Below are 23,940 nucleotides of genomic sequence, written 5' to 3' on the forward strand. Positions count from 1 at the left end.
CAGCACACCCTTGGGAAACGCCGCACGGGCCACCACCACCGTCTGTTCTGGAACCGCCGGCCACGAACGCGGCTGCACCGACACCAAGACCCCCGGCCTCTCAAAACCCAGCCAGCAGCATCCCCAGCAACCACGGAATTAGGCAACAGAGCCCTACAGGTGACGCCGGTGATGCGCAGGCGTCGGGTGCCGTGTTCGAGGAATGCCAGCGCGTACAGCTGCTGGCCGAGCACGGTGTCCAGATGGAGGAAGTCCGCCGCGAGGATGCCCTGGCTTGGTTCGTGAGGAACTCGCGCCAGGACGGGCCGGTGCGGCGCGGGGCTGGGTCGATGGCGGCGGCATGGAGGCTCTCCCACACCGTGGATGCGGCGATCGGGTGCCCGAGACGGGCCAGCTCGCCCTGGATCCGCTTGTGGCCCCACCTCGTGTTCTCTCGGGCGAGCTGCAGGATCAGCTTCTTGAGTGCTGCCTTGGTCGGCGGTCGCCCGGTGCGGGTGCGCCGTGTGCTGTAGTCCCACTTCGCCGTGATGAGTCGGTGGTGCCAAGCCAGCAGCGTGCCGGGAGTGACCGAAAAGACTGCCCGCCAACGGTGACGGGGTATCAGGCTGGAGAGCGCTGCCAGCCAGAACCTGTCCGCGGGCTGGTAGCGGAGCGGGCCGGATATCTGGCGGCGCAGGACAGCGTTCTCGTGCCGGAGCACGAGCAGCTCCGCGTCTTTGGCGGTGTCGCGGCGCAGCAGCACCCCGGGCACGGACAACAGCTTGCGGCCACCTTGTAAATCAGCAAAACGATCACGCGGACATGGTGCCAACCGAGGTCGCTCTATCGCTGCCACCTGCGGCGATGACTTTCCGAGCCCGACAGAGGAGGCCGGCGGTCATCAGTACGGCTGCGGTGGTGCGCTTCATTCGGTCACCTTCTCCATCGGTGCGCCGTCGTTGCTGGTGTTCTGGTCGTCGTCCGAGTCCTCGCTGGGCGGGAGGCCGTAAGGCCGGCGGCTCGGATACGCGCCGTCTGTGCGGGAAGTAGTGCGCATCCGGGGCGGCGCGGTGTCGGTCAGGGGTGGAAGAGCTCGCTGACGGAGGCGATGGTGTTGCCGGGGCCGACGGTGACGGCGTACAGGTTGCCGTAGCAGCGGTGGGGCTGCGGTACTGCCGACGGGCTGGTCAGGCAGCCGCTCGCGACCTGGAGGAAGACCTGCTTGGAGACCGTGACCGGCTGGTTGTCGAACAGCTCGAAGGTGGCGTTGGGGGCGAGGGTGTACTGGGTTGTGCTGCCGGCGCCCTGCCAGTAGCCGTCGTCCGGGACGTCGGGGCCGCAGACGAACTCGGCCTTCTGCGCCGTCAAGGAGGTTCCGGTGGCAGTCGCCGCAGTGAGCTGGATCACCGGGCCGAAGTCGGCCTCCGCCCGCGTCGTACAGTCGGCGGTCGGGCTGGTGCTGCTGCCGGTTGGAGCGTTGGAGGGCCTGGCGGACGGGCGCGGCTTGGCAGACGGGCTGGCGGACGGGCGCGGCGGGTGCGACGGGGAGGCGCCGGCCACGATGGTGGTGGCGCTGGTCGGCGTGGTGCTGCCGGCTGTGGCGGCGGTGCCGTCCGGGCCGCACCCGGTGAGCAGGAGCGCGGCGCCGGTGACGGCTGAGAGGGCGGCGGCGGTGCCGCGGCGGGCGCGAGCGGGCATGAGAGTTCCCCCCCGGAACGGTGTTCGACGATTGGACAAGGTTGCCCCACGGGGCATCCTGGACAGGTGCGGTGGGCGTCACAGGCTTGCAACAGAGCTGCGCGCCAGGACTTCAGGACTCCTTCAAGGGAAACGAGGGCAGTTCAACAACCTCTGCTTTCCGGGCGCTGAGGCATTGTCAAATCCTGTGGACTGACCCGACAGCCCAATGGCCGGTCGATCAAGCAAGCGGCTTGCGGTAGCGGACATACTCGTTCCGGCACCGGAACCCCACACCCTCGTAAAGGTCGTAGGACCGGTACGGATTTGCCGTGCCCGTGAACAGCCGAGCGGTCGTTGCACCCTGCTCGCGAAAGCTCCGCAGCCCGTCCAGTAGCAGGACCCGGCCGATTCCGAGGCGTCGCTGGTCCGTCCGGACACTCAGCTCTTCCACCTCGCCCACGGTGTGGTCGTGACGGCGGATGGAGCAGAGGGCGACGCCGACCATGTCCTGCCCGTTCCAGGGCAGCCCTCCAGCATGCCGGGTCGGCGGTGTCGACGAAGACTGACGGAGCGACAGAAGGCTGCCGAGGGAGGAACGGAATGGAAGACGCGGTAGACGAGGTGGAGGCGGAGTCGCTTCAGCGGACCCTGGGCTACTACGTGGCCGCGGTGGCGAAGGCGCTCATCCGGGACGACGTGTCCGTCGAGATTTCCGAGGTGGAGGGGCACCGGCTCTCGTCCTTGCTCGGAGACAAGCTCACATTCGACGTCATGGCCTGCAGCGACTTCCACGGGCAGACCCCAGCCGCGACAATCCAGGGCGCTCTCGCGTGGCCGCGGGCAGACACCGCGACCGCACCGTACAGCTCCTGCCGGGCGAGTCGGAGCTGGGCGTGGACACCGATCACCGCACTCGTCGGTGGGCGGTAGAGTCACCGCGCGACACGGCCCACCATGGAGACAGAAGCGGCAATGCGGCGCAAACGCACTCTGAAGACTGGGAGACCGCCGTTCACCCCGAGGGCAACAGGCTCGTCGCGCAGACGATGCGGTTTCGCCGACGAGATCCGCGACCCCCGCCGCGAGGTGGACAACCTCGAGGAGGCCGAGGCCGTCTCGGTGTCGACTCGTCAGCTGGGCGCGCTGGGCGCCCTTCCTAGGCAACCTCGCCTCCTACGTGCTCTCCATCGGATCGATCTCCGCCCTGAAGGGCAACTTTGCCCCCCTCCCTGCCCAATCCACGCTCACCCGACCGAAATCCTTCTTGGGCCGGACCCGCGAGGGGCTGTCATGGGTTCGCAAGTCCCGGTTCATCGGCGTCTCCACGATCGCCACGGGCGTCGCCAACGTACTGTTCCAGATCACGATCCTGCTGCTGATCGTCCATCCCATTGGCGCGAAGGGGGCTCGTCAGCGGCGTGCGCCACCGACGAGCCCAGCGTTGCGGGACAGCCCTTAGGGCTTGCAGATCATCAACATGTTGTCTTGGTCTTGTTGTTGGGGTTGCGGCTTTGGTTGATGACTCGGTCCTGGAGGACTTTGAGGGCGGCGGGCGGGTTGGTGGCCGGCGGGATAACGATGCCGTTGTCCTGAAGCAGTCTTCTGATCTTCAGGAGGGTGCGGTGCATGGCGGCTCGGCTGCTGTCGAACAGGACGGCGAGGGGTTCGGCGGCGAGGTTGACTCGTAGGTGGATCACGGCGGCCAGGACCTGGTTGGGGAAGGCGAGTCGGGGTGGGCGGCCGCGCCGGCTGTCGCCAAGTGGGGCCAGGATCTGGGTCAGTTCGTCCAGTTGCTGCTCGGACATTCCGGTCATTGAGGGGTCGGAGAGCAGGGCGGGGTCCCAGCTCGGCTTGGGCGGCTGTGGGGTTCGTGTGGCCGGGATGGTCGGGGCCGGCTGGGGTGGAGGACGTAGTTCCAGTCGCCGTGGAAGGCGTGCCGTGTGAGTGGCAGGGCCGCCATCTGCGCGTCGCCGATGGCGACTCCCGTCGCCGATGTACAACGGCGGCGGGACCTGATGGTCGATCGCCCCGGGAATGACAGGCGGTTGCTGGCGTGCCGGAGCGGGGGCGTGCGGGCCGCCTCGAGGGCGGGTGACGGTGGGTGTCGGGTCCGCTTCGGCGGCCGCCGGTCCTTCCACCGTCTCTCGCATCTCGGTGCCCAGGCGCTGGAGCGGATCAGGAGGGCCAGTACCGGCTCGGTGCGGGCGACTGGGGCGTAGGCGCTGTCGGTTCTGATCCGCGATCCAGCCGGCCACCGGCCCACAGGTCGAGGGTGCCCGGGCTCTGCGTACCCCCTGGGAGTCGCTGGGGTCCGGCCGTGGCACACTCCGGCGGTGGATTCCCAGGTGACAGGCCTGGACGCGATTGATCGGGGGAGTGGCGTCGGTGCGCAAAGGTGAGGCGAAGGCTCTGTTGAAGCAGGCTCGGGAAGCCTGGGAGGCGGAGCAGTGGCAGCTTTCCGCCGACCGCTACGAGGAGGTGCTGCGGTACTACCCCGACGATAAGCCGAGTGGGATCTGGTGGTTCGACGCCGCGTTGGCACACAAGTTCCTCCGCAACTGGGACAAGGCGTTCGAGCTCGGCAAGGAGGCCGCGGCCCGGGCGCCGCGCGGGGAGGGCGACCCCGCGTACTGGAACCTGGGCATCGCCGCGACCGTGCTGCGCGAATGGCCGGTGGCCCGTGACGCCTGGTCAGGCTTCGGCATCACACTGCCTGAAGGCGAGGGCGAGATCGTCGGCCGCTTCGGGATGGCCTGCGTACGGCTGGAGACCGCTGGTGAGTACGAGGTGGTCTGGGCGCAGCGGCTGTGCCCGACGCGGGCACGGGTTGTCAGTGTCCCGGTGACGCCGGGACGCCGGTTCGGTGAGATCGTGCTGCACGACGGGGCTCCGACCGGCGAGCGCATCGTCGACGGCCAACGGCACAGTGTCTTCGACGAGATCATGCTGTTCGAGCCCTCCGACCTGCCGACGCACGCCGCCACCCTGACCGTTCCGGCGCCGGACGATCTGGAGGCGCTGGTCGAGCTGTTCGCCGAGCGGGGCTTTGGAGCGGAACCGGCTAGCAGCGTCAACCTGTTGTGCAAGTGCTGCAGCGAGGGCAGTCACGAGCAGGAGCGCAGTGTCCGGGCTGGCACGCAGCAGGTCTCGCTCGCGGCACTGACGGACGAGGTCCGGAGCCTGCTCGACACCTGGGCCGGCGGCGGCCCCGGGCGAGCCTGGCGGGATCTGGAACTCGTCGGCTGAACATGCCTGAGGGCAAGGAGTTGGGGGCCGAGCGGTGAATGAGCACATGGAGTCTGCGATCTGGTCCGCGCTGTCGGAGGCCGTCCTTGCCGAGGTCGATGGCCTGGTGCGGCAGGATCGGCGGATGTGGGCGGTCAAGGTGCTGCGGGAGGGCTGTCCGGAGCCGAAGCCGGGTCTGTACGCGTGCGTTGACGTGGTGGCCGAGCGGTACCACGTGCTGAGGCGGGGCTTCGAGGGCGCCCCGACCCCGCCGCTGGACCTCGACGTGTTGACCGCCGCTGTGGGGGCGCTTCCCGGACGTTTGGTGGCGATCGAGGCGCTGTGGGACGGCGACACCGAGGGCTGGTTCGTGGTGCTGCTCGCGCTCACGGACGATCCGCAGAGTGAACACCAGCTCGCGCTGGTCGGCATGGCGGCGACATCCGACTGCTCAACGGGACTGTCCCGCCCTGGCCCGAGGCCCGGGAGGCCGAGCGGGTGGGACGGGCACTTGCTGACCACCTCGGCGTGCCGTTCCACGTCCCCAGCCCCGACCGGCCCGATGACGAGGCCCTACGCTGGCCGACCACCGGAGCGGGCACCCGACTTGAGAGCAGCGGGACGGCCGAGAGGTGGCGAGGGTCCCGGTAGCCTGACGATGTGATCGACAATCAGCGTGCGGCCGGAGCCGTGGTCGGCTCCGCAGCGGGGGATGCGTTGGGCGCCCCGTTCGAGTTCGGCCCTGCCGGCGCATTCTCGAGCCGCTTCCCCGCATCGGCTCTCGGCGGCGAGATGTGTGGGGGCGGTGGCTGGGAGATCGGCGAGGCCACGGACGACACGCAGATGGCCGTCATGGTCGCCGAGTCGCTGCTGGAGCGCGGCGGGTTGGACCTGCCGGACATCTTCGCCCGGTTCCAGCGCTGGGCCGCGTCCGAGCCCAAGGACATCGGGCTGCAAACAGAGGACGTCCTGACCAACGGCATGCCGTGGGACCTCGCCGCAGCCGTCCACTCCCAGGTCAACCTGCGCGCGGCCGGCAACGGTTCGCTGATGCGGGCCGCAACCTCGGCGGTGTACTTCGCACACGACGGTCGGCAGGCGACGATGGACGCCGCCCGCAAGATCGCGGCCCTGACCCACGGCGACGGCGCGGCCTGGGAAGGCACCGCCATCTTTCACGAGTTGGTCCGTCTGGCATTGGAGGGCGACGATCCGCTGGCGAGCATCCCTGAGGTCCTCACCCACGTGAGTCCCCATCACCGCGAGCGCTACGAAACCGTCCTCGCGCCGACCTGGCATCCGGACGACGCCACCGAGGTCAACGGCGCGGTCTGGCCCTGCCTGGGCTCCGCCGTCTGGGCGGTACGCACCACCACGTCGTTCGAGGCGGCCGTGCGTGTCGCAGTCGACCTCGGCGGTGACACCGACACCGTCGCCGCCGTCACCGGCGGCCTGGCGGGCGCAATGTACGGCCTCGACGCCATCCCCACCCGCTGGACGGAACCCCTCCACGTACCTCTCCCCGGCCACGGCGGACGGGTCCTGCGACTGCCGGAGCTCATCGATATGGCACACCGCCTCGCCGTCTGAACGGCCGTGGTCCAGCCGGCTGGCGCGGTCAGGTGGTGAGTGAGGAAGCCCCCGTCGGCGTCCGGGTGGTCACTGGTGACCATGCCTACCGCCAAGCCCCCAGAAGGACAGGCAGCGTAGGACGCTTGGACACCAGCTCGCGAATGCCCATGTTTCACAGTAGCCCTGGCGCGTTGACTGCCGAGGCTCGCGTGAGGGGCGTCCTCTCGATTCTGAAACCGGTTGGCGACGGCGCTGGGAATCGGGCATGCTCCGCGCGATGAACGACGATTCAGACGATGAGTGGGTATACGCGCCGATCGGCACGCTCGAAGGGCTGCTGCAACGCGGGCGTGGCCAGGGTGCACTGTCGGCGCCGGGTGATCCGACGGCCGGCCGACTGTGCGCCCGCCGAGAATGCCATCCATGCAGGTCGGGAGCGTGCTTGAGGGTTGCGGCAGGATGATCACTCGTGTTGCTTCGCCTGGCATACCTGACGGTCACCAACGCGTTCGCCGCCCTGCGGCTGTTGCTGATGAGTGATCGCGAGAAGGATGTGGAGGTCCTCGCACTGCGCCATCAGCTCACTGTCCTTGAGCGGCAGCTCGGTGGGGACAAGGCGAGGTTCGCTCCGGAGGACCGCGTCTTCCTCGCCGCGCTCCTCGCCCCGCTGCCGCGCGAGGTGCTGCGCCGCCTGCGGCTGCTGGTGCGACCGGACACGGTGCTGCGTTGGCATCGCGACCTGATGAAGCAGCGTCACGCTCGCACCTGCCAACCGAAGCGGCCTGGTCGTCCGCCCACCGTTCGCTCTATCCGCGTGCTGATCCTGCGCCTGGTGCGGGAGAACCCGGCGTGGGGGTACCGGCGCGTCCACGGCGAACTCGCCGCTCTCGGCATCAAGATTGCCGCGTCCACCGTCTGGGAGATACTCAAAGCCGAGGGCCTCGACCCGGCACCCGACCGCAGCGCCACCACCTGGGCCGACTTCCTGCGCTCCCAGGCCGACGCCATCCTGGCGTGCGACTTCATCGAGACCGTCACCCTGACCGGCCAACGCCAGTACATCCTTGCGGTCATCGAGCACGCCACCCTCCCCCAGCCTTCGGCCGGGAGGTGCCCCCATCGTCCACATCCTGGGCGCCATCGCGCATCCCACCGCTCAGTGGGTAGGTCAGGCCGCCCGAAACCTCGTCATGGACCTCAAGGACGTCGGAGGCGCTGTCAGCTACATGATCCGCGACCGGGAGCGAAGTTCCCGGCCCTCTTCGATCAGATCCTGGGCGACGCCGGCATCCAGGTCGTGCTCTCCGGTGTCCGTGTACCCCGGATGAACTCCGTCATGGAGCGCTGGGTGCAGACCTGCCGCCATGAGCTGCTGGACCGGACCCTGATCTGGAACGAGCGCCACCTGCGGTACGCGCTAAGCGAGTTCGAGCACCACCGCAACGGGCACCGGCCCCATCAGGCCATGAACCAGGCAGCGCCCCTACGCGCGGTCCCCGAACCGATCACCGATCCCGGGCGAATCGCCCGTCTGGACATACGCCGACACGACCGGCTCGGCGGAGTGATCCACGAGCACCGACATGCAGCCTGACCTGGGTGGACGAATATTCGGCAGGCGCAACGCGCCGAGATCGCCACCTGTGACCGCGACCTCGCCCGTTACCGCGAAGCCCTCACCACCGCCGACCCCGGAGCCACCGCGCCCATCACACGATGGATCGCCGAAACCGAAGCCCAACGTGCCCGAGCCGAAGCCCGCCTTCGCACCGCCACCGGCACCCGCCGCACCCAAGCTCTGACCGAGCGGCAGATCACCGACCTCGTGGACCAGGCCGGCAGCATGGTCGACGTCCTGCGCGACGCCAACCCCGAAATCAAGCGCCAGACCTACGCCGCTCTCGGCCTGCACTGCGACTACAACCACGCACAACGCAAATTGCAGGTCAGGATTGCTCCTGACCTGCATTCCCTTACCAACAATGTTGGTGAATGGGTCGTGTCCGAGGGGGGACTTGAACCCCCACGCCCGATAAAGGGCACTAGCACCTCAAGCTAGCGCGTCTGCCATTCCGCCACCCGGACTGGGTGTGTGCCTTGGGGGTTTTGCGTGGTCCCCGTGGCGACAGAGAGAACATTAGCAGGCTTTTGGAGTGGGTCTCACCTGCGGGTTCCCCGGGTGGGGTGGCGGGGTGAGACGGGGATGAACGGTTCTGCGGGCGGGTGGGGTGGCGGGGTGGACATGGGGCGGTCAGATGTGGGCGCAGGTGGGCGAAAACGGTCTGGCAGGGGCAAGTTCCTCGACCTTGCGTGGCCGGCTGGGCGGCTCTCCTAGCCTCGGGGGGCGAAAGGGGAGCCTTGAACGGAACGCCCCGTTCCCCGGCGACCCGAGTTCCTCAGAAGGGTGGCAGGACGTGGAGCGGACCAGCGTGACGGCGATCAGCCTCACCGAGGTCGAGCAGCCGGACGGCGGACGGGTCGGTGACGGCGGACGGGTCGGCGACGGCGAGCCGGACGGCGTGTGGCGGATGGCTGCTGCGGCGCACGAGTCGTCGGTGCCCCGGATCAGGCATGCGGTGCGGGATCTGCTGCGGGCCCGCGGGCTGGTCGGGGAGCGGTACGCGGATGTCACCGACGGAGTGCTGCTGATCGTCTCCGAGCTGGTGACCAACGTGGTCGCGCATGCCGCGCTGCTCACCCCGGAGGTGGTCTGCGAGTTGGAGATCGGGGACGGCCGGGTGCGGGTGGCGGTGGAGGACGGCCACCCGCACCGGCCCAAGGCGGTGCAGAGCGACGAGGAGCAGACCGGCGGGCGCGGGCTGATGCTGGTGAAGAGCATCAGCCTGGCAGCGGGTGGCTGCTGCGATGTGGAGCAGACCGGGAGCGGCGGAAAGGTCATCTGGGCCGCGCTGCCGCTCCCAGGTGTGGAGAAGGAAGGCTAGGAGCCCGTCCTCACCAGTCGTGGCCCGCGATCTCGCGGATCCCCGGCAGCGCCGCCTCGAAGACGGTGTTGAACCAGACCGAGAACGGCTTCTCGGTCTGCAGCTGCTTCAGTTCCTCGGCGGTCACGAAGCTGGTCGAGTCGACCTCGTCCGGGTCCGGCCGCAGCTCGTCGGTCATCAGGCCCACGAACAGGTGGTTCCACTCTCGCTCGATCAGCCCGGAGGCCTCGTCGGGCAGGTCGTACCGGACCGTGCCGGCGGCGCAGAGCAGTGCGGGGGCGGCGCCGAGCTCCTCGGCGACGCGGCGGGCCGCGGCGACGAACGGCGGCTCGTCGGGGTAGGGGTGGCCGCAGCAGGTGTTGGACCAGACGCCGGGGGAGTGGTACTTCCCCAGTGCCCGGCGCTGCAGCAGCAGGCGGCCCTGCTTGTCGAAGAGGAAGACCGAGAAGGCCCGGTGAAGGTGCCCGGGCTGCTGGTGCGCCCAGAGCTTCTCCGCGGTGCCGATGGTGACGCCCTGGCCGTCCACCAGCTCCAACAGGATCTCGGGCGCGCCCGCGTCGGCTCCGCCCGCGGAGGTCGCAGAGGCAGCCGAGGTCGCGGAGTCCGCGGGGGCGGCGGCTGTGGCCAGGCTGGTCGGTCGGCTCTCGGGCATTGGACCTCTTTCGGCACGGGACCGGCGCCGCTACCCGGGTGCGTCAGACGCACCATCCGGGCAAGCCCCCCCGGTCCTATGAACGGGAACAGTTAAGGCAATGAGTAACTAATAGGTTAGGTAAGGCGACGAGCAGCTGACCGAGCGGCCGCTCAAGTGAGCAGCTACTCAAGCGAGCAGGCGCCCCCCGCCCCGGAACGGACGGACCGGGTACGGAGGGCTTCGGATGCCCAAGTCTGCCGCATGCCCGGCGCGCGCGGACGGATTCGACGCACAAGCCCGGTACCTGGGCGCTTCCAGGGGGCGCACGCCTGCATACGCGCCCCCTGGGCTCGAAAATTCGTCCACAGATCGTGCACCACTCGGTCACTCGGCGTACGGCTTGCCGGACCAGCGTTCGGGCTGGTCGAAGGAGTCGCCTACCATCACTGATGGCATTGCCCCGGCCTGCGGCGGCGGCTCGCCGCCTCCGGCGGCCGCCTTGCCCTACCGGCTGAGGTGATCCGGATCCGGGTTCGCCCCTGGTCCGATGGTCCGACCCCGGTCTGCCAGACCACTTCCGGTCTGACCGGCCACCTGTGGTCCGCCAGACCACTTCCGGTCCGGCAAGCCACCTCCGGCCTGCCAGACCACCCCGGCCTGGCAAGCCACCTCTGGTCTGACGGGTCGCCCCGGTCCGGCAAACCGCCCCTGGTCTGGCAAGCCACCAAGCCACCAAGCCACCAAACCACCCCCGGCCCGACGACCCACAGGAGACCCCGCATGATCGGCCTCGTCCTGGCAGCCGGAGCCGGCCGCCGGCTGCGCCCGTACACCGACACGCTCCCCAAGGCGCTGGTACCGGTGGACGGCGAGAAGACCGTGCTGGACCTCACCCTGGGGAACTTCGCCGAGGTGGGCCTGCGGGAGGCGGTGATCGTGGTCGGCTACCGCAAGGAGGCGGTGGCGGAGCGCCAGGAGGCCCTGGAGCAGAAGTACGGCGTCAAGCTCACCCTCTGCGAGAACGATCGCGCCGAGGAGTGGAACAACGCCTACTCGCTCTGGTGCGCCCGCGAGTACTTCCACGAGGGCCTGCTGCTGGCCAACGGCGACACCGTGCACCCCGCCTCGGTGCAGCGCACCCTGCTGGACGGCAACGACCGGATGATCACCGAAGGTCGGGCGCCGGGCATCCTGCTCGCCCTGGACACCGTGAAGAAGCTGGCCGACGAGGAGATGAAGGTCGTCGTCGATCCGGTAAAGGGTGTGCAAAGGATCACCAAGCTGATGGACCCGGCCGAGGCGACCGGCGAGTACATCGGCCTCACCGTGATCAACCCCACGGCCGCCGCCGACCTCACCGACGCGCTGCGCACCACCTACGAGCGCGACCCGCAGCTCTACTACGAGGACGGCTACCAGGAGATGGCCGACCGCGGGCTGCGGATCGACGTGCAGCCGATCGGCGAGGTCGCCTGGGTCGAGGTGGACAACCACGAGGACCTCGCCAAGGCCCGGGAGATCGCATGCCGGTACTGACCAGGCTGGTCCCCTCCCCGCTCTTCGTGGAGATCCGGCACGGCGCCCTGGACGCGCTGGCCGGCATCCTCGCGGACCAGCGGCTCTCCAGCGCCGGCCGGATCGCGGTGGCGATCAGCAACGGCACCGGGGTGCGGCTGCGCGAGCGGCTGGAGCCGCAGCTGCCGGCGGCCGACTGGTACGAGGTGGACGACGGCACCCTGGACGCCGCGGTGCGCCTGGCCGAGGCGATGCGCGGCGGCCACTACGACGTCCTGGTGGGCCTGGGCGGCGGTAAGATCATCGACGCCGCCAAGTACGCCGCCGCCCGGGTCGGACTGCCCGTGGTGTCGGTCGCCACCAACCTGGCGCACGACGGCATCTGCTCCCCGGTGTCGATCCTGGACAACGACGCGGGGCGCGGCTCCTACGGTGTGCCCTCGCCGATCGGCATCGTGGTCGACCTGGACGTGATCCAGCAGGCCCCGGAGCGGTTCGTGGCGTCCGGGATCGGTGATGTGGTCTCCAACATCTCCGCCTGCGCCGACTGGGAGCTGTCGCACCGGGTCACCGGTGAGGCGGTGGACGGGCTGGCCGTCGCGATGGCCCGCTCGGCCGGGGAGAACATCCTCCGGCACCCGGGCAGGCTCCCGGAGACGTACCTGCTGACAGCGCTTTCGGAAGCACTGGTACTGTCCGGCATCGCAATGAACATCACAGGCAGCACCCGGCCCTCGTCGGGTGCCTGCCATGAGATCTCCCATGCCCTGGACGTGCTCTATCCCAAGCGTTCCGCCCAGCACGGCGAGCAGGTCGGCCTCGGGGCCGCCTTCGCCAGCCACCTGCGGGGCGACCGCGAGCTGACCGGGCTGATCGTCGCTTGCCTGCGGACCCACGGGCTGCCGGTGACCGCCGATCAGATCGGTTTCACCGAGGCGGAGTTCACCGAGGCGGTGCACTACGCTCCGAATACCCGTCCGGGTCGCTTCACCATCCTCGAGCACCTTGACCTCTCCCCAACAGCCATCAGGGACGCGTACGCCGACTATGTCCAAGCCGTCAACTGCTGAGTCCCGCTCAGCCACCCACCCCCCGGTCGACCTCACGGTGCGGCCCTCGATCGAGGAGCTGCGCGCCGTCATCCATCCCGAGGGGATGTTGCAGCGCCGCAGCGCCGAGCACTGGGCGGGGCGGCTGTACATGCGGAAGATCTCGCTGCGGATCACCCGGGTGCTGTCGACGGTCACCGCGATCACACCCAACGGCCTGACCTACCTGATGATGTTCACCGGCATCCTGGCCGGCATCGGGCTGGTCATCCCGGGCATCGCCGGCGCGATCGTCGGTGCCGTGCTGATCCAGGTCTACCTGCTGCTCGACTGCGTGGACGGCGAGGTGGCCCGCTGGCGCCGGCAGACCTCGCTGACCGGGGTCTACCTGGACCGGGTCGGCCACTACATGTCGGAGGCCGCGCTGCTCACCGGCCTGGGTCTGCGGGCCGCCGACCTGTTCCACCGCAATGGCCACAACAGCCACTGGGTGTGGGCCTTCCTGGGCACCCTGGCGGCGCTCGGCGCGATCCTGATCAAGTCGGAGACCGACCTGGTGGACGTGGCCCGGGCCCGCAGCGGCCTGACCGCGGTGGAGGACAGCGCCTCGGTGCCGCGCTCGTCCTCGGTGGCCAAGGCCCGCCGCGTGGCGTCCCTCCTCAAGTTCCACCGGCTGGTCGGCGCGGTCGAGGCCTCGCTCTTCATCCTGGCGGCCGGGATCGCCGACCAGGTGCACGGCGGGCTGTTCTTCACCCGTCTGGCGGTTGTGGTGCTGGCGGCCATCGCCATGCTGCAGACCGTGCTGCACCTGCTGAGCATCGTCCTCTCCAGCAGGCTGCGATGAGCGCCGCCACCACCGGGTCGAACAGCGGAGAGGACGCGACGGCCGCCCAGACGACCGCCGCCGACGCCACCGCCGCCCAGACGACCGCCGACGCCACCGCCGCTCACGCGACCGCCGCCGACCGGTTCAAGCTCGGCGCGGTGATCATCACGATGGGCAACCGCCCGGCCGAGCTGGCCGCGCTGATCGACTCGGTGCTGGCCCAGGAGGGCCCGGCGGTCGAGCTCGCGGTGGTCTCCCAGGGCGTCCCGATGCCGCCGGTGCCGGCGGGCGTGCGCACCGTCGAGCTACCGGAGAACCTCGGGATCCCGGGCGGGCGCAACGTCGGCATCGAGCTGTTCGGCCCGAACGGGCGGGACGTCGACGCGGTCCTCTTCCTGGACGACGACGGCAGCCTGCCCCGCACCGACTCGGCCCGGCTGCTGCGCGAGGCCTTCACCGCCGACCCGGAGCTCGGCATCGTGAGCTTCCGGATCGCCGACCCGCAGACCGGTCAGACCCAGCGCCGCCACGTGCCGCGGCTGCGGGCCAGCGACCCGTTGAAGTCGTCGCGGGTCACCACCTTCCTCGGCGGCGCCAGTGCGGTCCGCTCGACGGTGTTCGAGCAGGCCGGGCAGCTGCCCGCCGAGTTCTTCTACGCCCACGAGGAGACCGACCTCGCGTGGCGGGCGCTGGACGCCGGCTGGTCGATCGACTACCGCGCGGACATCGTGCTGCACCACCCCACCACCTCGCCGGCCCGGCATGCCGCCTACTTCCACAATGTGGCACGCAACCGGGTCTGGCTGGCCCGGCGGAACCTTCCGGCCCCGTTGGTGCCTCTCTACCTGTGCACCTGGATTCTGCTCACTCTGGTCCGCCGGCCCTCGGGGGAGGCATGGAAGGCATGGCGGCAAGGGTTCCGGGAGGGCTGGCGCACACCTGCGGGTGAGCGGCGGCCCATGCGATGGCGTACTGTATGGCGATTGACCAGGCTGGGCAGACCGCCGGTCATCTGATCGCCCGTTCGGCGGATCATCACACCGCCGCTCGGGCAATACCCGTGATCCGCTGGGACTCCGGTTCCAAGCCCATTCCGGACCCGGCGACTGCCCCCGGCCAGCAGCCGGACTTCCGATTCGTGAAGGACGAATGTGTCGACAGTGAGTGAACCAGTCAACCTCTCCCTCCCCGGAGGTGTTGATACCGGGCTGACCCCCAAGCAGCTCGCCGATAAGTACGGCCTGGCGGTCAGTGGGGCCCGGCCCGGACTGCTCGCCTACACAAAGCAGCTGTGGGGGCGGCGACACTTCATCATGGCGTTCGCCACGGCCCGCCTGGTGGCGCAGTACACCACCGCCAAGATGGGCCAGGTCTGGCAGGTCGTCACTCCGCTGCTCAACTGCGCGGTGTTCTACCTGGTCTTCGGCGTCATCCTGAAGAACCGCGGTGACATGCCCTACTACATCCCCTGGATGTGTATCGGCGTGTTCATCTTCCAGTTCACCCAGAGCGCCATCCAGTCCGGCACCGGGGCGATCTCGTACAACCTGGGCCTGATCCGGGCGCTGCACTTCCCGCGCGCCTGCATGCCGATCGCCTTCACCGTGATCCAGCTGCAGCAGCTGCTGATCTCGATGGTGGTGCTGGTCGGCATCGTGCTGGGCTTCGGCTACCCGCTCTCGGTCGACTGGATCTACCTGGTTCCGGCGCTGGTCCTGCAGTCGATGTTCAACACCGGCCTGGCCCTGATCATGGCCCGGGTCGGCGCCAAGACCAGCGACATCTCGCAGCTGATGCCGTTCATCCTGCGCACCTGGATGTACACCTCCGGTGTGATGTACAGCATCGCGGACCACGTCGACAAGTGGTCGCCGTTCTGGCGCTTCGTGATGCAGGCGAACCCGGCATCGGTCTTCATGGAGCTGGTGCGGCACGCGATGATGCCGACCATCTACAGCCCGCACAGGTACCCCAGCCACAACCAGGTGCTGCCCCACCACATCTGGGCCATGGCCGGTGTCTGGGCCGTTGTGTTGTTCGTCATCGGATATGTCTTCTTCTGGAAGGCGGAGGAGGAGTACGGCCGTGGCTGACACCACCCTGACCACCGACCGCGAGGAGCGCGACGCCAAGGCGATCGCGGCCGCCAAGGAGACCCGCGTCCCGACCGTCGTCGTGGACGACGTGCACATCGTCTACAAGGTGCACGGCGCCTCGGCCGGCAAGGGCAGCGCCACCTCCGCGCTCTCCCGCCTGATCAGCCGCAAGCGCTCGCCCGCCATCACCGAGGTGCACGCCGTCCGCGGTGTCACCTTCACCGCCTACAAGGGCGAGGCGATCGGTCTGATCGGCTCCAACGGCTCCGGCAAGTCGACCATGCTGTCGGCGATCGCCGGCCTGCTGCCGACCGCCAAGGGCGCGATCTACACCCACGGCCAGCCGTCGCTGCTGGGCGTGAACGCGGCGCTGATGGACGACCTGACCGGTGAGCGCAACGTGGTGCTCGGCTGCCTGGCGATGGGCATGAGCCCGGCCCAGGTGAAGGAGCGCTACCAGGACATCGTGGACTTCTCGGGCATCAACGAGAAGGGCCAGTTCATCAACCTGCCGATGCGCACCTACTCGTCGGGCATGGCGGCCCGCCTGCGGTTCTCGATCGCGGCGGCCAAGACCCACGACGTGCTGCTGATCGACGAGGCGCTGTCCACCGGTGACCAGGCGTTCCAGCGGCGCAGTGAGGCCCGGATCCGCGAGCTGCGCAAGGAGGCCGGTACGGTCTTCCTGGTCAGCCACAACAACAACGCGATCCGGGACACCTGCGAGCGGACCATCTGGATCGAGACCGGCGAGCTGATCATGGACGGCCCCACCGACGAGGTGGTCGGCATGTACGAGCGCGGCGAGCGCCCGTAGTACGCACACGGCGGAGTAGCTCGCAGCGGGCCGCACAGGCCCCCTGACACCGCGCGGAGCCGGTGTTCGGACGTCCCCAGGGCGGCCCGGGCACCGGCTCCGCGCGTGTGCGGCCTGGCGCGCTTCGGGTGTGTGAGCCGCGCGAGTGAGCACGATCGGCGCGCCGGGGGGCGGTCTTTTCGACAGGTGGCCGAAAGTGAAAGGGTGGGGGCCCAGGAGCGGTGTGGTTCCGCCCCCGGGGGAATATCCGAGTCGATTCCATGGTCAAGACCGGTGTAGAACGGGGGAGTGACGGAAGTGACGGTTTCGGCTCAGGCCTCGGCGCGGGCGCAGGACGCCGCGGTGGGGGGCACGCTCGACAAGGCGGCGCGGGAGAACTTCCCGGTGGCTCCCGGCTTCCTGCCCGCGGCCTGGCGGCACGATCTGATGGCGGTGTACGGCTTCGCGCGGCTGGTGGACGACGCCGGCGACGGCGATCTGGCCGACCCCGCGCAGACGGCCCGGCTGCTGGGCGCAGCCACCCCTTCGGAGCAGTCGGACGATACGACTTTCAGACTCGGCCTGCTGGACGCCATCGAACGTGATCTTGACCGCGCGTTCGAGGCGGCCCTGCCCGGCGCCGCCGGCGAGCCTGCCCGCCACCCCCTGCTGCACGCCCTGGTCCCGATGATCCGCAACCACGACGTGACCCCGGAGCCGTTCCGCAAGCTGATCGAGGCCAACCGGGTGGACCAGACCACCACCCGCTATCCGACCTTCGACAGTCTGATCGGCTACTGCACGTTGTCGGCCGATCCGGTGGGGCGCCTGGTGCTTGCTCTGGCGGGCGTCGCGACCCCCGAGCGGATCGCCTGGTCCGACCGGATCTGCAGCGCACTCCAGGTGATTGAGCATCTACAGGACGTTGCCGAGGACTACGCCCGAGGGCGGATCTACCTGCCCACGGAGGATCTGGAGCGGTTCGGGGTCGCCGAGGCCGACCTCGGGCGTTCCACCGCGAGTGGCAGTATTCGGGAGCTGGTCGCGTTCGAGGCCGCCCGGGCTCGGACCCTGCTCGACCAGGGGGCACCGCTGGTGGGTACCGTTCGTGGCAGGCTCCGGCTGCTGCTGGCGGGTTTCACCGCCGGCGGGTACGCCGCGCTGGCGGCCATCGAGGCCGCCGGGCACGACGTGCTGGCACAGCAGCCCAAGCCCGACAAGCGCCGCCTCGCGATGAAGGCGGCGGCCATCTTCGCGAAGGGAAGGTGAACGCCCGAGTGGCGGCATCACCACTGGCGTCGGCACCGGTCATGGCGGCGTACCGCTACTGCGAGGCGGTCACCGCCCTGCAGGCCCGCAACTTCAGCTACGGGATCCGGTTGCTCCCGGAGCCCAAGCGACTTGCCATGTCCGCGCTCTATGCGCTCGCCCGCCGGGTCGACGACATCGGCGACGGCGAGCTGGCGGCCGACCGCAAGAAGGAGCAGCTGCTGGCGACCCGGGCACTGCTGGACGAGATCCGGGCCGGCAGCGTCACCGAGGAGGACACCGACCCGATCAAGGTGGCGCTGGCCGACGCGGCGCGGCGCTTCCCGATCCCGCTGGACGCCTTCGACGAGCTGATCGACGGCGTCGAGATGGACCTGCGCGGCGAGGAGTACCAGACCTTCGAGGACCTCAAGGTCTACTGCCGCTGCGTGGCCGGTTCGATCGGCCGGCTGTCGCTGGGCGTCTACGGCTGCGAGGACCCCAAGCGCGGCGCCGAGTACGCGGACACCCTGGGCCTGGCCCTGCAGCTCACCAACATCCTGCGCGACCTGCGGGAGGACGCCGGAAACGGCCGCACCTACCTGCCCGCCGAGGACCTGGCCAGGTTCGGCTGCGAGCAGGGCTTCGCCCAGTCCACCCCGCCGGCCGGCGCCGACTTCACCGGCCTGATCGCGTTCGAGGCGGCGCGGGCCCAGGGGTACTTCGAGGAGGGCCTGCGGCTGCTGCCGATGCTGGACCGCCGCAGCCGGGCCTGTACCGCCGCGATGGCGGGAATTTATCACCGGCTGCTAGGACGGATCGCGGCCGAACCGGAGTCGGTCCTGCGCGGCCGGGTCTCACTGCCGGGCTGGGAGAAGGCCTATGTGGCACTCTCCGGGCTGGCCGGAGGCCGTTCGTGACTTTCCACGCCAATCGGCAGCCAAGCCGGTGGGATAAGTGGGAAGATCACGAACGAACCAAGTAGCAGCTAGGAGGCGAGATGACCGGGGAAACCGGGAACGGCGGCACGGCCGTGGTGGTCGGCGGCGGCCTGGCCGGGATCACCGCCGCGCTGCGACTGGCCGAGGCGGACGTCGAGGTCACCCTGCTGGAGGCGCGACCGCGGCTCGGCGGGCTGGCCTTCTCGTTCCGCCGCGGCGAGCTGACCGTGGACAACGGCCAGCACGTGTTCCTGCGCTGCTGCACGGCCTACCGCGGCCTGATCGCACGGCTCGGCGCGATGGGCCAGATGGAGATCCAGCCGCGGCTGGAGGTCCCGGTGCTCTCGGTGCGGGAGTCCGGCTACCGGCTCGGCCGGCTCAGCCGCACGGAGCTGCCGGTGCCGCTGCACCTGGCCGCCAGCCTGGCCGGCTATCCGCACCTGGCGCCCGCCGACCGCCTGCGGGTGGTCCGCGGGGCGCTGGCGCTGCAACGCCTCGACCTGGCCGACCCGGCGCTGGACGCCGTCTCGTTCGGCGCCTGGCTGCGCGCCCACTGGCAGAACGACCGGACCATCGCCGCGCTCTGGGACCTGGTCGGGGTGGCCACCCTGAACGCCAGGGCCGACGAGGTCTCGCTGGCCCTGGCCGCGATGGTCTTCAAGACCGGCCTGCTCTCCGAGAACGGCGCCAGTGACATCGGCATCGCCAAGGTGCCGCTGGGCGCCGTGCACCATGACGCGGCCGGGCGCGAGCTGGCCGCCGCCGAGGTGACGGTCCGGCTGCGGACCAAGGCGGTCGAGCTCAAGCCGGACTCCGACGGCCGGCACACCGTGCGGCTGGAGAACGGCGAGCTGCTGAGTGCCGACACCGTGGTGCTGGCCGGCGCCCAGGACACCGCGTCGGCGCTGCTGCCGCCGGACGCCGTCGCCGGGCAGCACCGGCTCGGCGAGCTCGGCTACGCGCCGATCCTCAACGTCCACGTGGTCTACGACCGCCCGGTGCTGCGCCGCCCGTTCTTCGCGGCGCTCGACTCGCCGGTGCAGTGGGTCTTCGACCGCACCGAGCACTCGGGCGTGGCGGCTGTCCACCCGGGTGCCCAGTACCTCGCGCTCTCCCAGTCGGCCGTCCGGGACGAGATCGACCTCCCGGTCGCCGAACTGCGGGCCCGCTACCTGCCCGAGCTGGCCCGGCTGCTGCCGCCGGCCCGGAGCGCCGAGGTGCTCGACTTCTTCGTCACCCGGGAGCGGACCGCCACCTTCGACGCGGCCCCCGGCACCGCGGCGCTGCGCCCCGGCCCGGCGACCCGGGTGCCCGGACTGCTGCTGGCCGGCTCGTGGACCGCCACCGGCTGGCCCGCGACGATGGAGGGCGCCGTGCGCAGCGGCCACGCCGCCGCCGACGCCGCCCTGGCCGCCGCGGGCCGCCCGGCCCCCGTGGACCGCGGTGACGGGCGGTGGCCGCGATGACCGCACCACCGATCGGGCCGAGCGTCACCACCGTCAGCACGTCCACCAAGAACACCAGCACTACGGCCCATGGAGAGGGAACACTCGTGGAGGCACGTCCCAGCATGTTCGCGGGCGCGACGGCCCAGGCCGAGCCCGTCTCGGTACCGGAGCTGCTGGCCAGAGGCCGCACGCTCTGCACTCCGCCGTTGCGCTCGGCAGTGGCCCGGCTGGCGTCCCCGATGGACGCGGTCGCGGCCTACCACTTCGGCTGGACCGACCAGGCCGGCAACCCGGTGGCCGGGGACGGCGGCAAGGCGATCCGCCCGGCGCTCGCGCTGCTCTCCGCGGAGGCGGCCGGAGCCCCCGCACCTGCCGGAGTACCCGGTGGCGTGGCCGTTGAGCTGGTGCACAACTTCTCGCTGCTGCATGATGATCTGATGGATGGTGACGAGACTCGTCGGCACCGGGCCACCGCCTGGACGGTCTTCGGACCGGCGCAGGCGATCCTGGTCGGCGATGCGCTGGCCACCCTCGGCACCGAGGTACTGCTGGACGCCGGGCGCAGCGGGGCGGCCACCGAGGCCGACGCCGCTCGCGCCGTGGCCCTGATCACGACCGCGACCCGCAAGCTCATCGACGGTCAGGCCCAGGACCTCTCCTTCGAGCACCGCGACGCGGTCACCGTCGCCGAGTGCCTGGAGATGGAGGGCAACAAGACCGGTGCCCTGCTCGCGGCCGCCTCGGCGATCGGCGCGGTGCTGGCCGGCGCGGACGACCGCACCTCGGACGCGCTGCAGCGCTACGGACACCACCTCGGGCTGGCCTTCCAGGCCGTCGACGACCTGCTCGGCATCTGGGGCGCCACCGAGGTCACCGGCAAGCCGCACTGGGGCGACCTGCGGCAGCGCAAGAAGTCGCTGCCGGTGGCCGCCGCACTGGCCGAGGGCGGCGCCGCCTCCCGCCGGCTGGCCGAGCTGCTCGCCGACCCGCACGGGCGGGGCGAGGAGTCCGAGGAGGTGCTGGCCGGCCGCGCCGCGCTGATCGAGCAGGCAGGCGGCCGGGCCTGGACCCAGGAGGAGGCACGTCGCCAGCACAGCACCGCGCTGGCCGCACTGGACGAGGTGCCGATGGCCGACGACGTCCGTGAACGTTTCGTCGCCCTCGCCGAATTCGTCGTGGTACGAGAGAGGTGACAGCAAGTTGACAGCAACCGCGGACGGCCGGCTCGACCCTGAGTACGATTCCGAGCCGGTCGCGGTGGAGGAGCGGCCCCCCGGGCCGGCCGATCCGGCCGGATCCTGGCGGGAGCCGGACAGCGCGGCGGCCGTAGGGGGGCGCGCCGCGGAACCGGGTGAGGAACCATCACCCCTGGACCGCGCGACGATCGAGGACGGCCTGCGCCGGGCCACCGAGCACCTGCTGTCGCTGCAGGACGACGAGGGCTGGTGGAAGGGGGACCTGGAAACCAACGTCACCATGGACGCCGAGGACCTGTTACTACGGCAGTTCCTCGGAATCCGCACTGCGGAGCAGACCGCGGCCACCGCCGAGTGGATCCGCTCACAGCAGCGCGAGGACGGCACCTGGGGGACCTTCCACGGTGGCCCACCGGAGCTGTCCACCAGCGTGGAGGCGTATGTCGCCCTCCGCCTGGCGGGGGACGATCCCGAAGCCCCGCACATGCGGGCCGCCGCCGAGTACGTGCGCAACGCCGGCGGAATCGCCGCAACCCGGGTGTTCACCCGGATCTGGCTGGCCCTGTTCGGCTGGTGGCCCTGGGAGCGGCTGCCGGAGATGCCGCCGGAGATCATGTTCCTGCCCAAGTGGCTCCCGCTCAACATCTACGCCTTCGGCTGCTGGGCCCGGCAGACCATCGTGCCACTGACCGTGGTCTCCGCCCTGCGCCCGGTCCGCCCGGCCCCGTTCGCACTGACCGAGTTGCACACCGACCCGGACAACCCCTTCCCACTGCGCCCGCTGGCCCCGCCGACCACTTGGGACGGCTTCTTCGAGCGCCTCGACATGGTGCTGCACGCCTACCACAAGCGCGCGGTCCGCCCGCTGCGCCGGCTGGCGCTCAACCAGGCCCGCCGCTGGATCGTGGAACGCCAGGAGGCGGACGGCTGCTGGGGCGGCATCCAGCCCCCGGCGGTCTACTCGCTGATCGCCCTGCACCTGCTGGGCTACGAACTCGACCACCCGGTCATGCAGGCGGGCCTCGCGGCGTTCGAGCGGTTCACCGTGCACACCGAGGACGGCGCCCGCTGGCTGGAGGCCTGCCAGTCCCCGGTCTGGGACACCTGCCTGGCCACCATCGCGCTGGTCGACGCCGGCCTGGCACCGGACCACCCGGCGCTGGTCAAGGCGACCGACTGGATGCTCGCCGAGGAGATCACCACCAGGGGCGACTGGTCCGTGCAGCGGCCCCAACTGCACCCGGGCGGTTGGGCGTTCGAGTTCCACAACGACACCTACCCGGACATCGACGACACCGCCGAGGTGGTGCTGGCGCTGCGCCGGGTGGCCCCCAACCACCCGCGGCCGCAGCTGGTGGCGGCGGCCGCGGACCGCGGGGTGACCTGGAACCTCGGCATGCAGTCCAAGAACGGCGCCTGGGGCGCCTTCGACGTGGACAACACCAGCACCCTGCCGAACAAGCTGCCGTTCTGCGACTTCGGTGAGGTGGTCGACCCGCCGTCGGCCGACGTCACCGCCCATGTGGTGGAGATGCTGGCCGAGGTCGGCATGGCCGACGACCCGCGCACCCGGCGCGGCGTCGAGTGGCTGCTGGCCAATCAGGAGGCGGACGGCTCCTGGTTCGGCCGCTGGGGCACCAACTACATCTACGGCACCGGCTCGGTGCTGCCGGCCCTGGTCGCGGCCGGCCTGCCCGCCTCCGATCCGGCGATCCGGCGCGCGGTGCGCTGGCTGGAGGAGCGGCAGAACCAGGACGGCGGTTGGGGCGAGGACATGCGCTCCTACGAGGACCCGGCGAAGTGGTCCGGCCGCGGCGACTCCACCGCCTCGCAGACCGCCTGGGCGCTGATGGCGCTGCTGGCGGCCGGCGAGGGCCCGGACGGGCGCTACGCGCCGGGCGACGGCCGGGGCAGCGCCGCGGTCGAACGCGGGGTGCGCTGGCTCGCCGCCACCCAGCTGCCCGAAGGCAGCTGGGACGAACCGCAGTTCACCGGGACCGGGTTCCCGTGGGACTTCTCGATCAACTACCACCTGTACCGGCTGGTCTTCCCGGTCACCGCGCTCGGCCGCTACCTGCACGGCAACCCCGTGCTCGGGCAAGCGGGGAGGGCCACGTGACAGCTCCAATGCTCGTGCTCTGCGCGCTGGCGCCCGAGGCATGGGCGCTGCGCGGCGGGGACTGGGCGAACGGGCTCGGCGGCCGCCCGGTGCTGGCGCGCACCGGGATGGGCCCGACGAAGGCGGCACGGACCGTCAGCAGCCTGCTGGCAGCGGGCTCCGAGGCGTACAGCGCGGTGGTCCTTACCGGATTCTGCGCGGCGGTGGCGCCGGGAACAAGACCGGGAGAGGTCTTTGTTGCCGACAAGGTGCAATCCGCATCGGGCCGTTCAACTGCTACCCGGCAGCCCGACGCGCTCGCCCAGGCCCTGCGCGGCCTGGGCCTCGGCGTGCGGGTAGGTGCGCTGCACTCGGCGGACCACGTGGTGCGCGGCCCGGAGCGCCGCGCGCTGCACCAGGCCGGGGTGACCGCGGTGGACATGGAGTCGGCCGCGGTGCTGGAGCGGCTGCCCGCGGACCTGCCGGTGGCGGCGGTCCGGGTGGTGGTCGACACCCCCGAACGCGAACTGCTCCGGTTGGGAACGCTCCCGTCCGGGCTGCGCGCCTTCCAGACCCTGCGGGCCACCGTGCCCGCCCTACTCGGGTGGCACCGCGCGGTCGCCGCCGAGCCGCACGTTCCGAATGCTTTCGATACTTCCCTGCCGACGCCGACGATCTCTCAGGAGGCGAGCTAG

Annotated in this window: 21 protein-coding genes, 1 tRNA gene and 4 pseudogenes; 19 read left to right on the plus strand and 7 right to left on the minus strand. The window is 70.4% G+C overall.

From position 1 onward, the window contains the following. Window positions 1–158 precede the first annotated feature (158 nt). The 4 genes and pseudogenes from P3T35_RS31835 to P3T35_RS31850 form a co-directional block, all read right to left on the minus strand. A pseudogene (locus tag P3T35_RS31835) lies at window positions 159–795 on the minus strand (integrase); the annotation flags it as partial. 109 nt (window positions 796–904) lie between these two features. After that, on the minus strand, window positions 905–1,036 hold the full coding sequence (locus tag P3T35_RS31840) for a hypothetical protein (protein ID WP_280708759.1): 132 nt from the start codon (window positions 1,034–1,036) through the stop codon (window positions 905–907). A 20-nt stretch (window positions 1,037–1,056) separates the two neighbouring features. Next, window positions 1,057–1,677, minus strand: coding sequence for a hypothetical protein (locus P3T35_RS31845; protein WP_101379221.1), 621 nt, complete (start codon window positions 1,675–1,677; stop codon window positions 1,057–1,059). Between the two features lie 220 nt (window positions 1,678–1,897). Further along, window positions 1,898–2,219, minus strand: a pseudogene (locus tag P3T35_RS31850) (GNAT family N-acetyltransferase); the annotation flags it as partial. Window positions 2,220–2,259: 40 nt separating this feature from the next. On the opposite strand from P3T35_RS31850, the gene P3T35_RS31855 reads away from it, so the two are divergent. Further along, complete coding sequence (locus tag P3T35_RS31855; RefSeq protein WP_101379220.1) at window positions 2,260–2,589, plus strand: hypothetical protein; 330 nt, start codon at window positions 2,260–2,262, stop codon at window positions 2,587–2,589. Between the two features lie 247 nt (window positions 2,590–2,836). Further along, window positions 2,837–3,118: a hypothetical protein gene (locus P3T35_RS31860; RefSeq protein ID WP_143676740.1), complete on the plus strand. Its 282-nt coding sequence runs from the start codon at window positions 2,837–2,839 to the stop codon at window positions 3,116–3,118. A 13-nt stretch (window positions 3,119–3,131) separates the two neighbouring features. On the opposite strand, the pseudogene P3T35_RS31865 reads toward P3T35_RS31860, so the two are convergent. After that, a pseudogene (locus P3T35_RS31865) lies at window positions 3,132–3,646 on the minus strand (ISAzo13 family transposase); the annotation flags it as partial. A 389-nt stretch (window positions 3,647–4,035) separates the two neighbouring features. Here P3T35_RS31865 and P3T35_RS31870 point away from each other — a divergent pair. The 4 genes and pseudogenes from P3T35_RS31870 to P3T35_RS31885 all read left to right on the plus strand — a co-directional run bounded on the left by P3T35_RS31870 (window position 4,036) and on the right by P3T35_RS31885 (window position 8,050). Continuing rightward, the gene (locus tag P3T35_RS31870; RefSeq protein WP_348533447.1) at window positions 4,036–4,905 is read left to right on the plus strand and encodes a tetratricopeptide repeat protein; all 870 of its coding nucleotides are present in this window, start codon (window positions 4,036–4,038) and stop codon (window positions 4,903–4,905) included. Window positions 4,906–4,951: 46 nt separating this feature from the next. Next, window positions 4,952–5,548, plus strand: coding sequence for a hypothetical protein (locus P3T35_RS31875; protein WP_180356342.1), 597 nt, complete (start codon window positions 4,952–4,954; stop codon window positions 5,546–5,548). Then, window positions 5,545–6,474, plus strand: a complete 930-nt coding sequence (locus P3T35_RS31880) for an ADP-ribosylglycohydrolase family protein (RefSeq protein WP_101379218.1) — start codon at window positions 5,545–5,547, stop codon at window positions 6,472–6,474. Before P3T35_RS31875 ends, P3T35_RS31880 begins: the two co-directional genes overlap by 4 nt. Before the next feature lie 451 nt (window positions 6,475–6,925). Then, window positions 6,926–8,050, plus strand: a pseudogene (locus tag P3T35_RS31885) (integrase core domain-containing protein). Window positions 8,051–8,456: 406 nt separating this feature from the next. Here P3T35_RS31885 and P3T35_RS31890 read toward each other — a convergent pair. Next, window positions 8,457–8,541 (minus strand) — tRNA-Leu (locus P3T35_RS31890). 443 nt (window positions 8,542–8,984) lie between these two features. Here P3T35_RS31890 and P3T35_RS31895 point away from each other — a divergent pair. Further along, entirely contained in the window at window positions 8,985–9,398 is a 414-nt protein-coding gene (locus P3T35_RS31895) for an ATP-binding protein (RefSeq protein ID WP_101384866.1), read from the plus strand. 10 nt (window positions 9,399–9,408) lie between these two features. Here the strand turns inward: P3T35_RS31895 and idi are convergent, their stop codons facing one another. After that, complete coding sequence (gene idi / locus P3T35_RS31900; protein WP_101379217.1) at window positions 9,409–10,050, minus strand: isopentenyl-diphosphate Delta-isomerase; 642 nt, start codon at window positions 10,048–10,050, stop codon at window positions 9,409–9,411. A 762-nt stretch (window positions 10,051–10,812) separates the two neighbouring features. Here idi and P3T35_RS31905 point away from each other — a divergent pair. From P3T35_RS31905 to P3T35_RS31960, 12 genes are all read left to right on the plus strand, one after another. After that, entirely contained in the window at window positions 10,813–11,568 is a 756-nt protein-coding gene (locus P3T35_RS31905) for a phosphocholine cytidylyltransferase family protein (protein ID WP_101379216.1), read from the plus strand. Beyond that, window positions 11,556–12,617, plus strand: a complete 1,062-nt coding sequence (locus P3T35_RS31910) for an iron-containing alcohol dehydrogenase family protein (protein WP_101379215.1) — start codon at window positions 11,556–11,558, stop codon at window positions 12,615–12,617. The genes P3T35_RS31905 and P3T35_RS31910 overlap by 13 nt, the downstream gene beginning before the upstream one ends. Before the next feature lie 85 nt (window positions 12,618–12,702). Next, entirely contained in the window at window positions 12,703–13,440 is a 738-nt protein-coding gene (locus P3T35_RS31915) for a CDP-alcohol phosphatidyltransferase family protein (protein ID WP_280708807.1), read from the plus strand. Window positions 13,441–13,592: 152 nt separating this feature from the next. Then, complete coding sequence (locus P3T35_RS31920) at window positions 13,593–14,438, plus strand: glycosyltransferase (protein ID WP_101384865.1); 846 nt, start codon at window positions 13,593–13,595, stop codon at window positions 14,436–14,438. A gap of 144 nt (window positions 14,439–14,582) precedes the next feature. Continuing rightward, the gene (locus tag P3T35_RS31925; RefSeq protein WP_280708765.1) at window positions 14,583–15,515 is read left to right on the plus strand and encodes an ABC transporter permease; all 933 of its coding nucleotides are present in this window, start codon (window positions 14,583–14,585) and stop codon (window positions 15,513–15,515) included. Between the two features lie 43 nt (window positions 15,516–15,558). Next, window positions 15,559–16,335, plus strand: a complete 777-nt coding sequence (locus P3T35_RS31930) for an ABC transporter ATP-binding protein (RefSeq protein ID WP_228718763.1) — start codon at window positions 15,559–15,561, stop codon at window positions 16,333–16,335. Between the two features lie 297 nt (window positions 16,336–16,632). Further along, complete coding sequence (gene hpnC, locus P3T35_RS31935) at window positions 16,633–17,583, plus strand: squalene synthase HpnC (protein ID WP_280708767.1); 951 nt, start codon at window positions 16,633–16,635, stop codon at window positions 17,581–17,583. A 41-nt stretch (window positions 17,584–17,624) separates the two neighbouring features. Further along, complete coding sequence (gene hpnD / locus P3T35_RS31940) at window positions 17,625–18,482, plus strand: presqualene diphosphate synthase HpnD (RefSeq protein WP_101384863.1); 858 nt, start codon at window positions 17,625–17,627, stop codon at window positions 18,480–18,482. A gap of 80 nt (window positions 18,483–18,562) precedes the next feature. Further along, complete coding sequence (hpnE, locus tag P3T35_RS31945) at window positions 18,563–19,969, plus strand: hydroxysqualene dehydroxylase HpnE (protein WP_101379211.1); 1,407 nt, start codon at window positions 18,563–18,565, stop codon at window positions 19,967–19,969. 104 nt (window positions 19,970–20,073) lie between these two features. Then, the gene (locus tag P3T35_RS31950; RefSeq protein ID WP_101379210.1) at window positions 20,074–21,144 is read left to right on the plus strand and encodes a polyprenyl synthetase family protein; all 1,071 of its coding nucleotides are present in this window, start codon (window positions 20,074–20,076) and stop codon (window positions 21,142–21,144) included. A gap of 7 nt (window positions 21,145–21,151) precedes the next feature. Beyond that, window positions 21,152–23,266, plus strand: a complete 2,115-nt coding sequence (gene shc, locus P3T35_RS31955; protein ID WP_280708770.1) for a squalene--hopene cyclase — start codon at window positions 21,152–21,154, stop codon at window positions 23,264–23,266. Then, window positions 23,263–23,940: a 1-hydroxy-2-methyl-2-butenyl 4-diphosphate reductase gene (locus tag P3T35_RS31960; protein ID WP_280708772.1), complete on the plus strand. Its 678-nt coding sequence runs from the start codon at window positions 23,263–23,265 to the stop codon at window positions 23,938–23,940. Before shc ends, P3T35_RS31960 begins: the two co-directional genes overlap by 4 nt.

Origin of the sequence: Kitasatospora sp. GP30, assembly GCF_029892145.1 — a bacterium.
GTDB classification, from domain to species: Bacteria; Actinomycetota; Actinomycetes; order Streptomycetales; family Streptomycetaceae; genus Kitasatospora; species Kitasatospora acidiphila.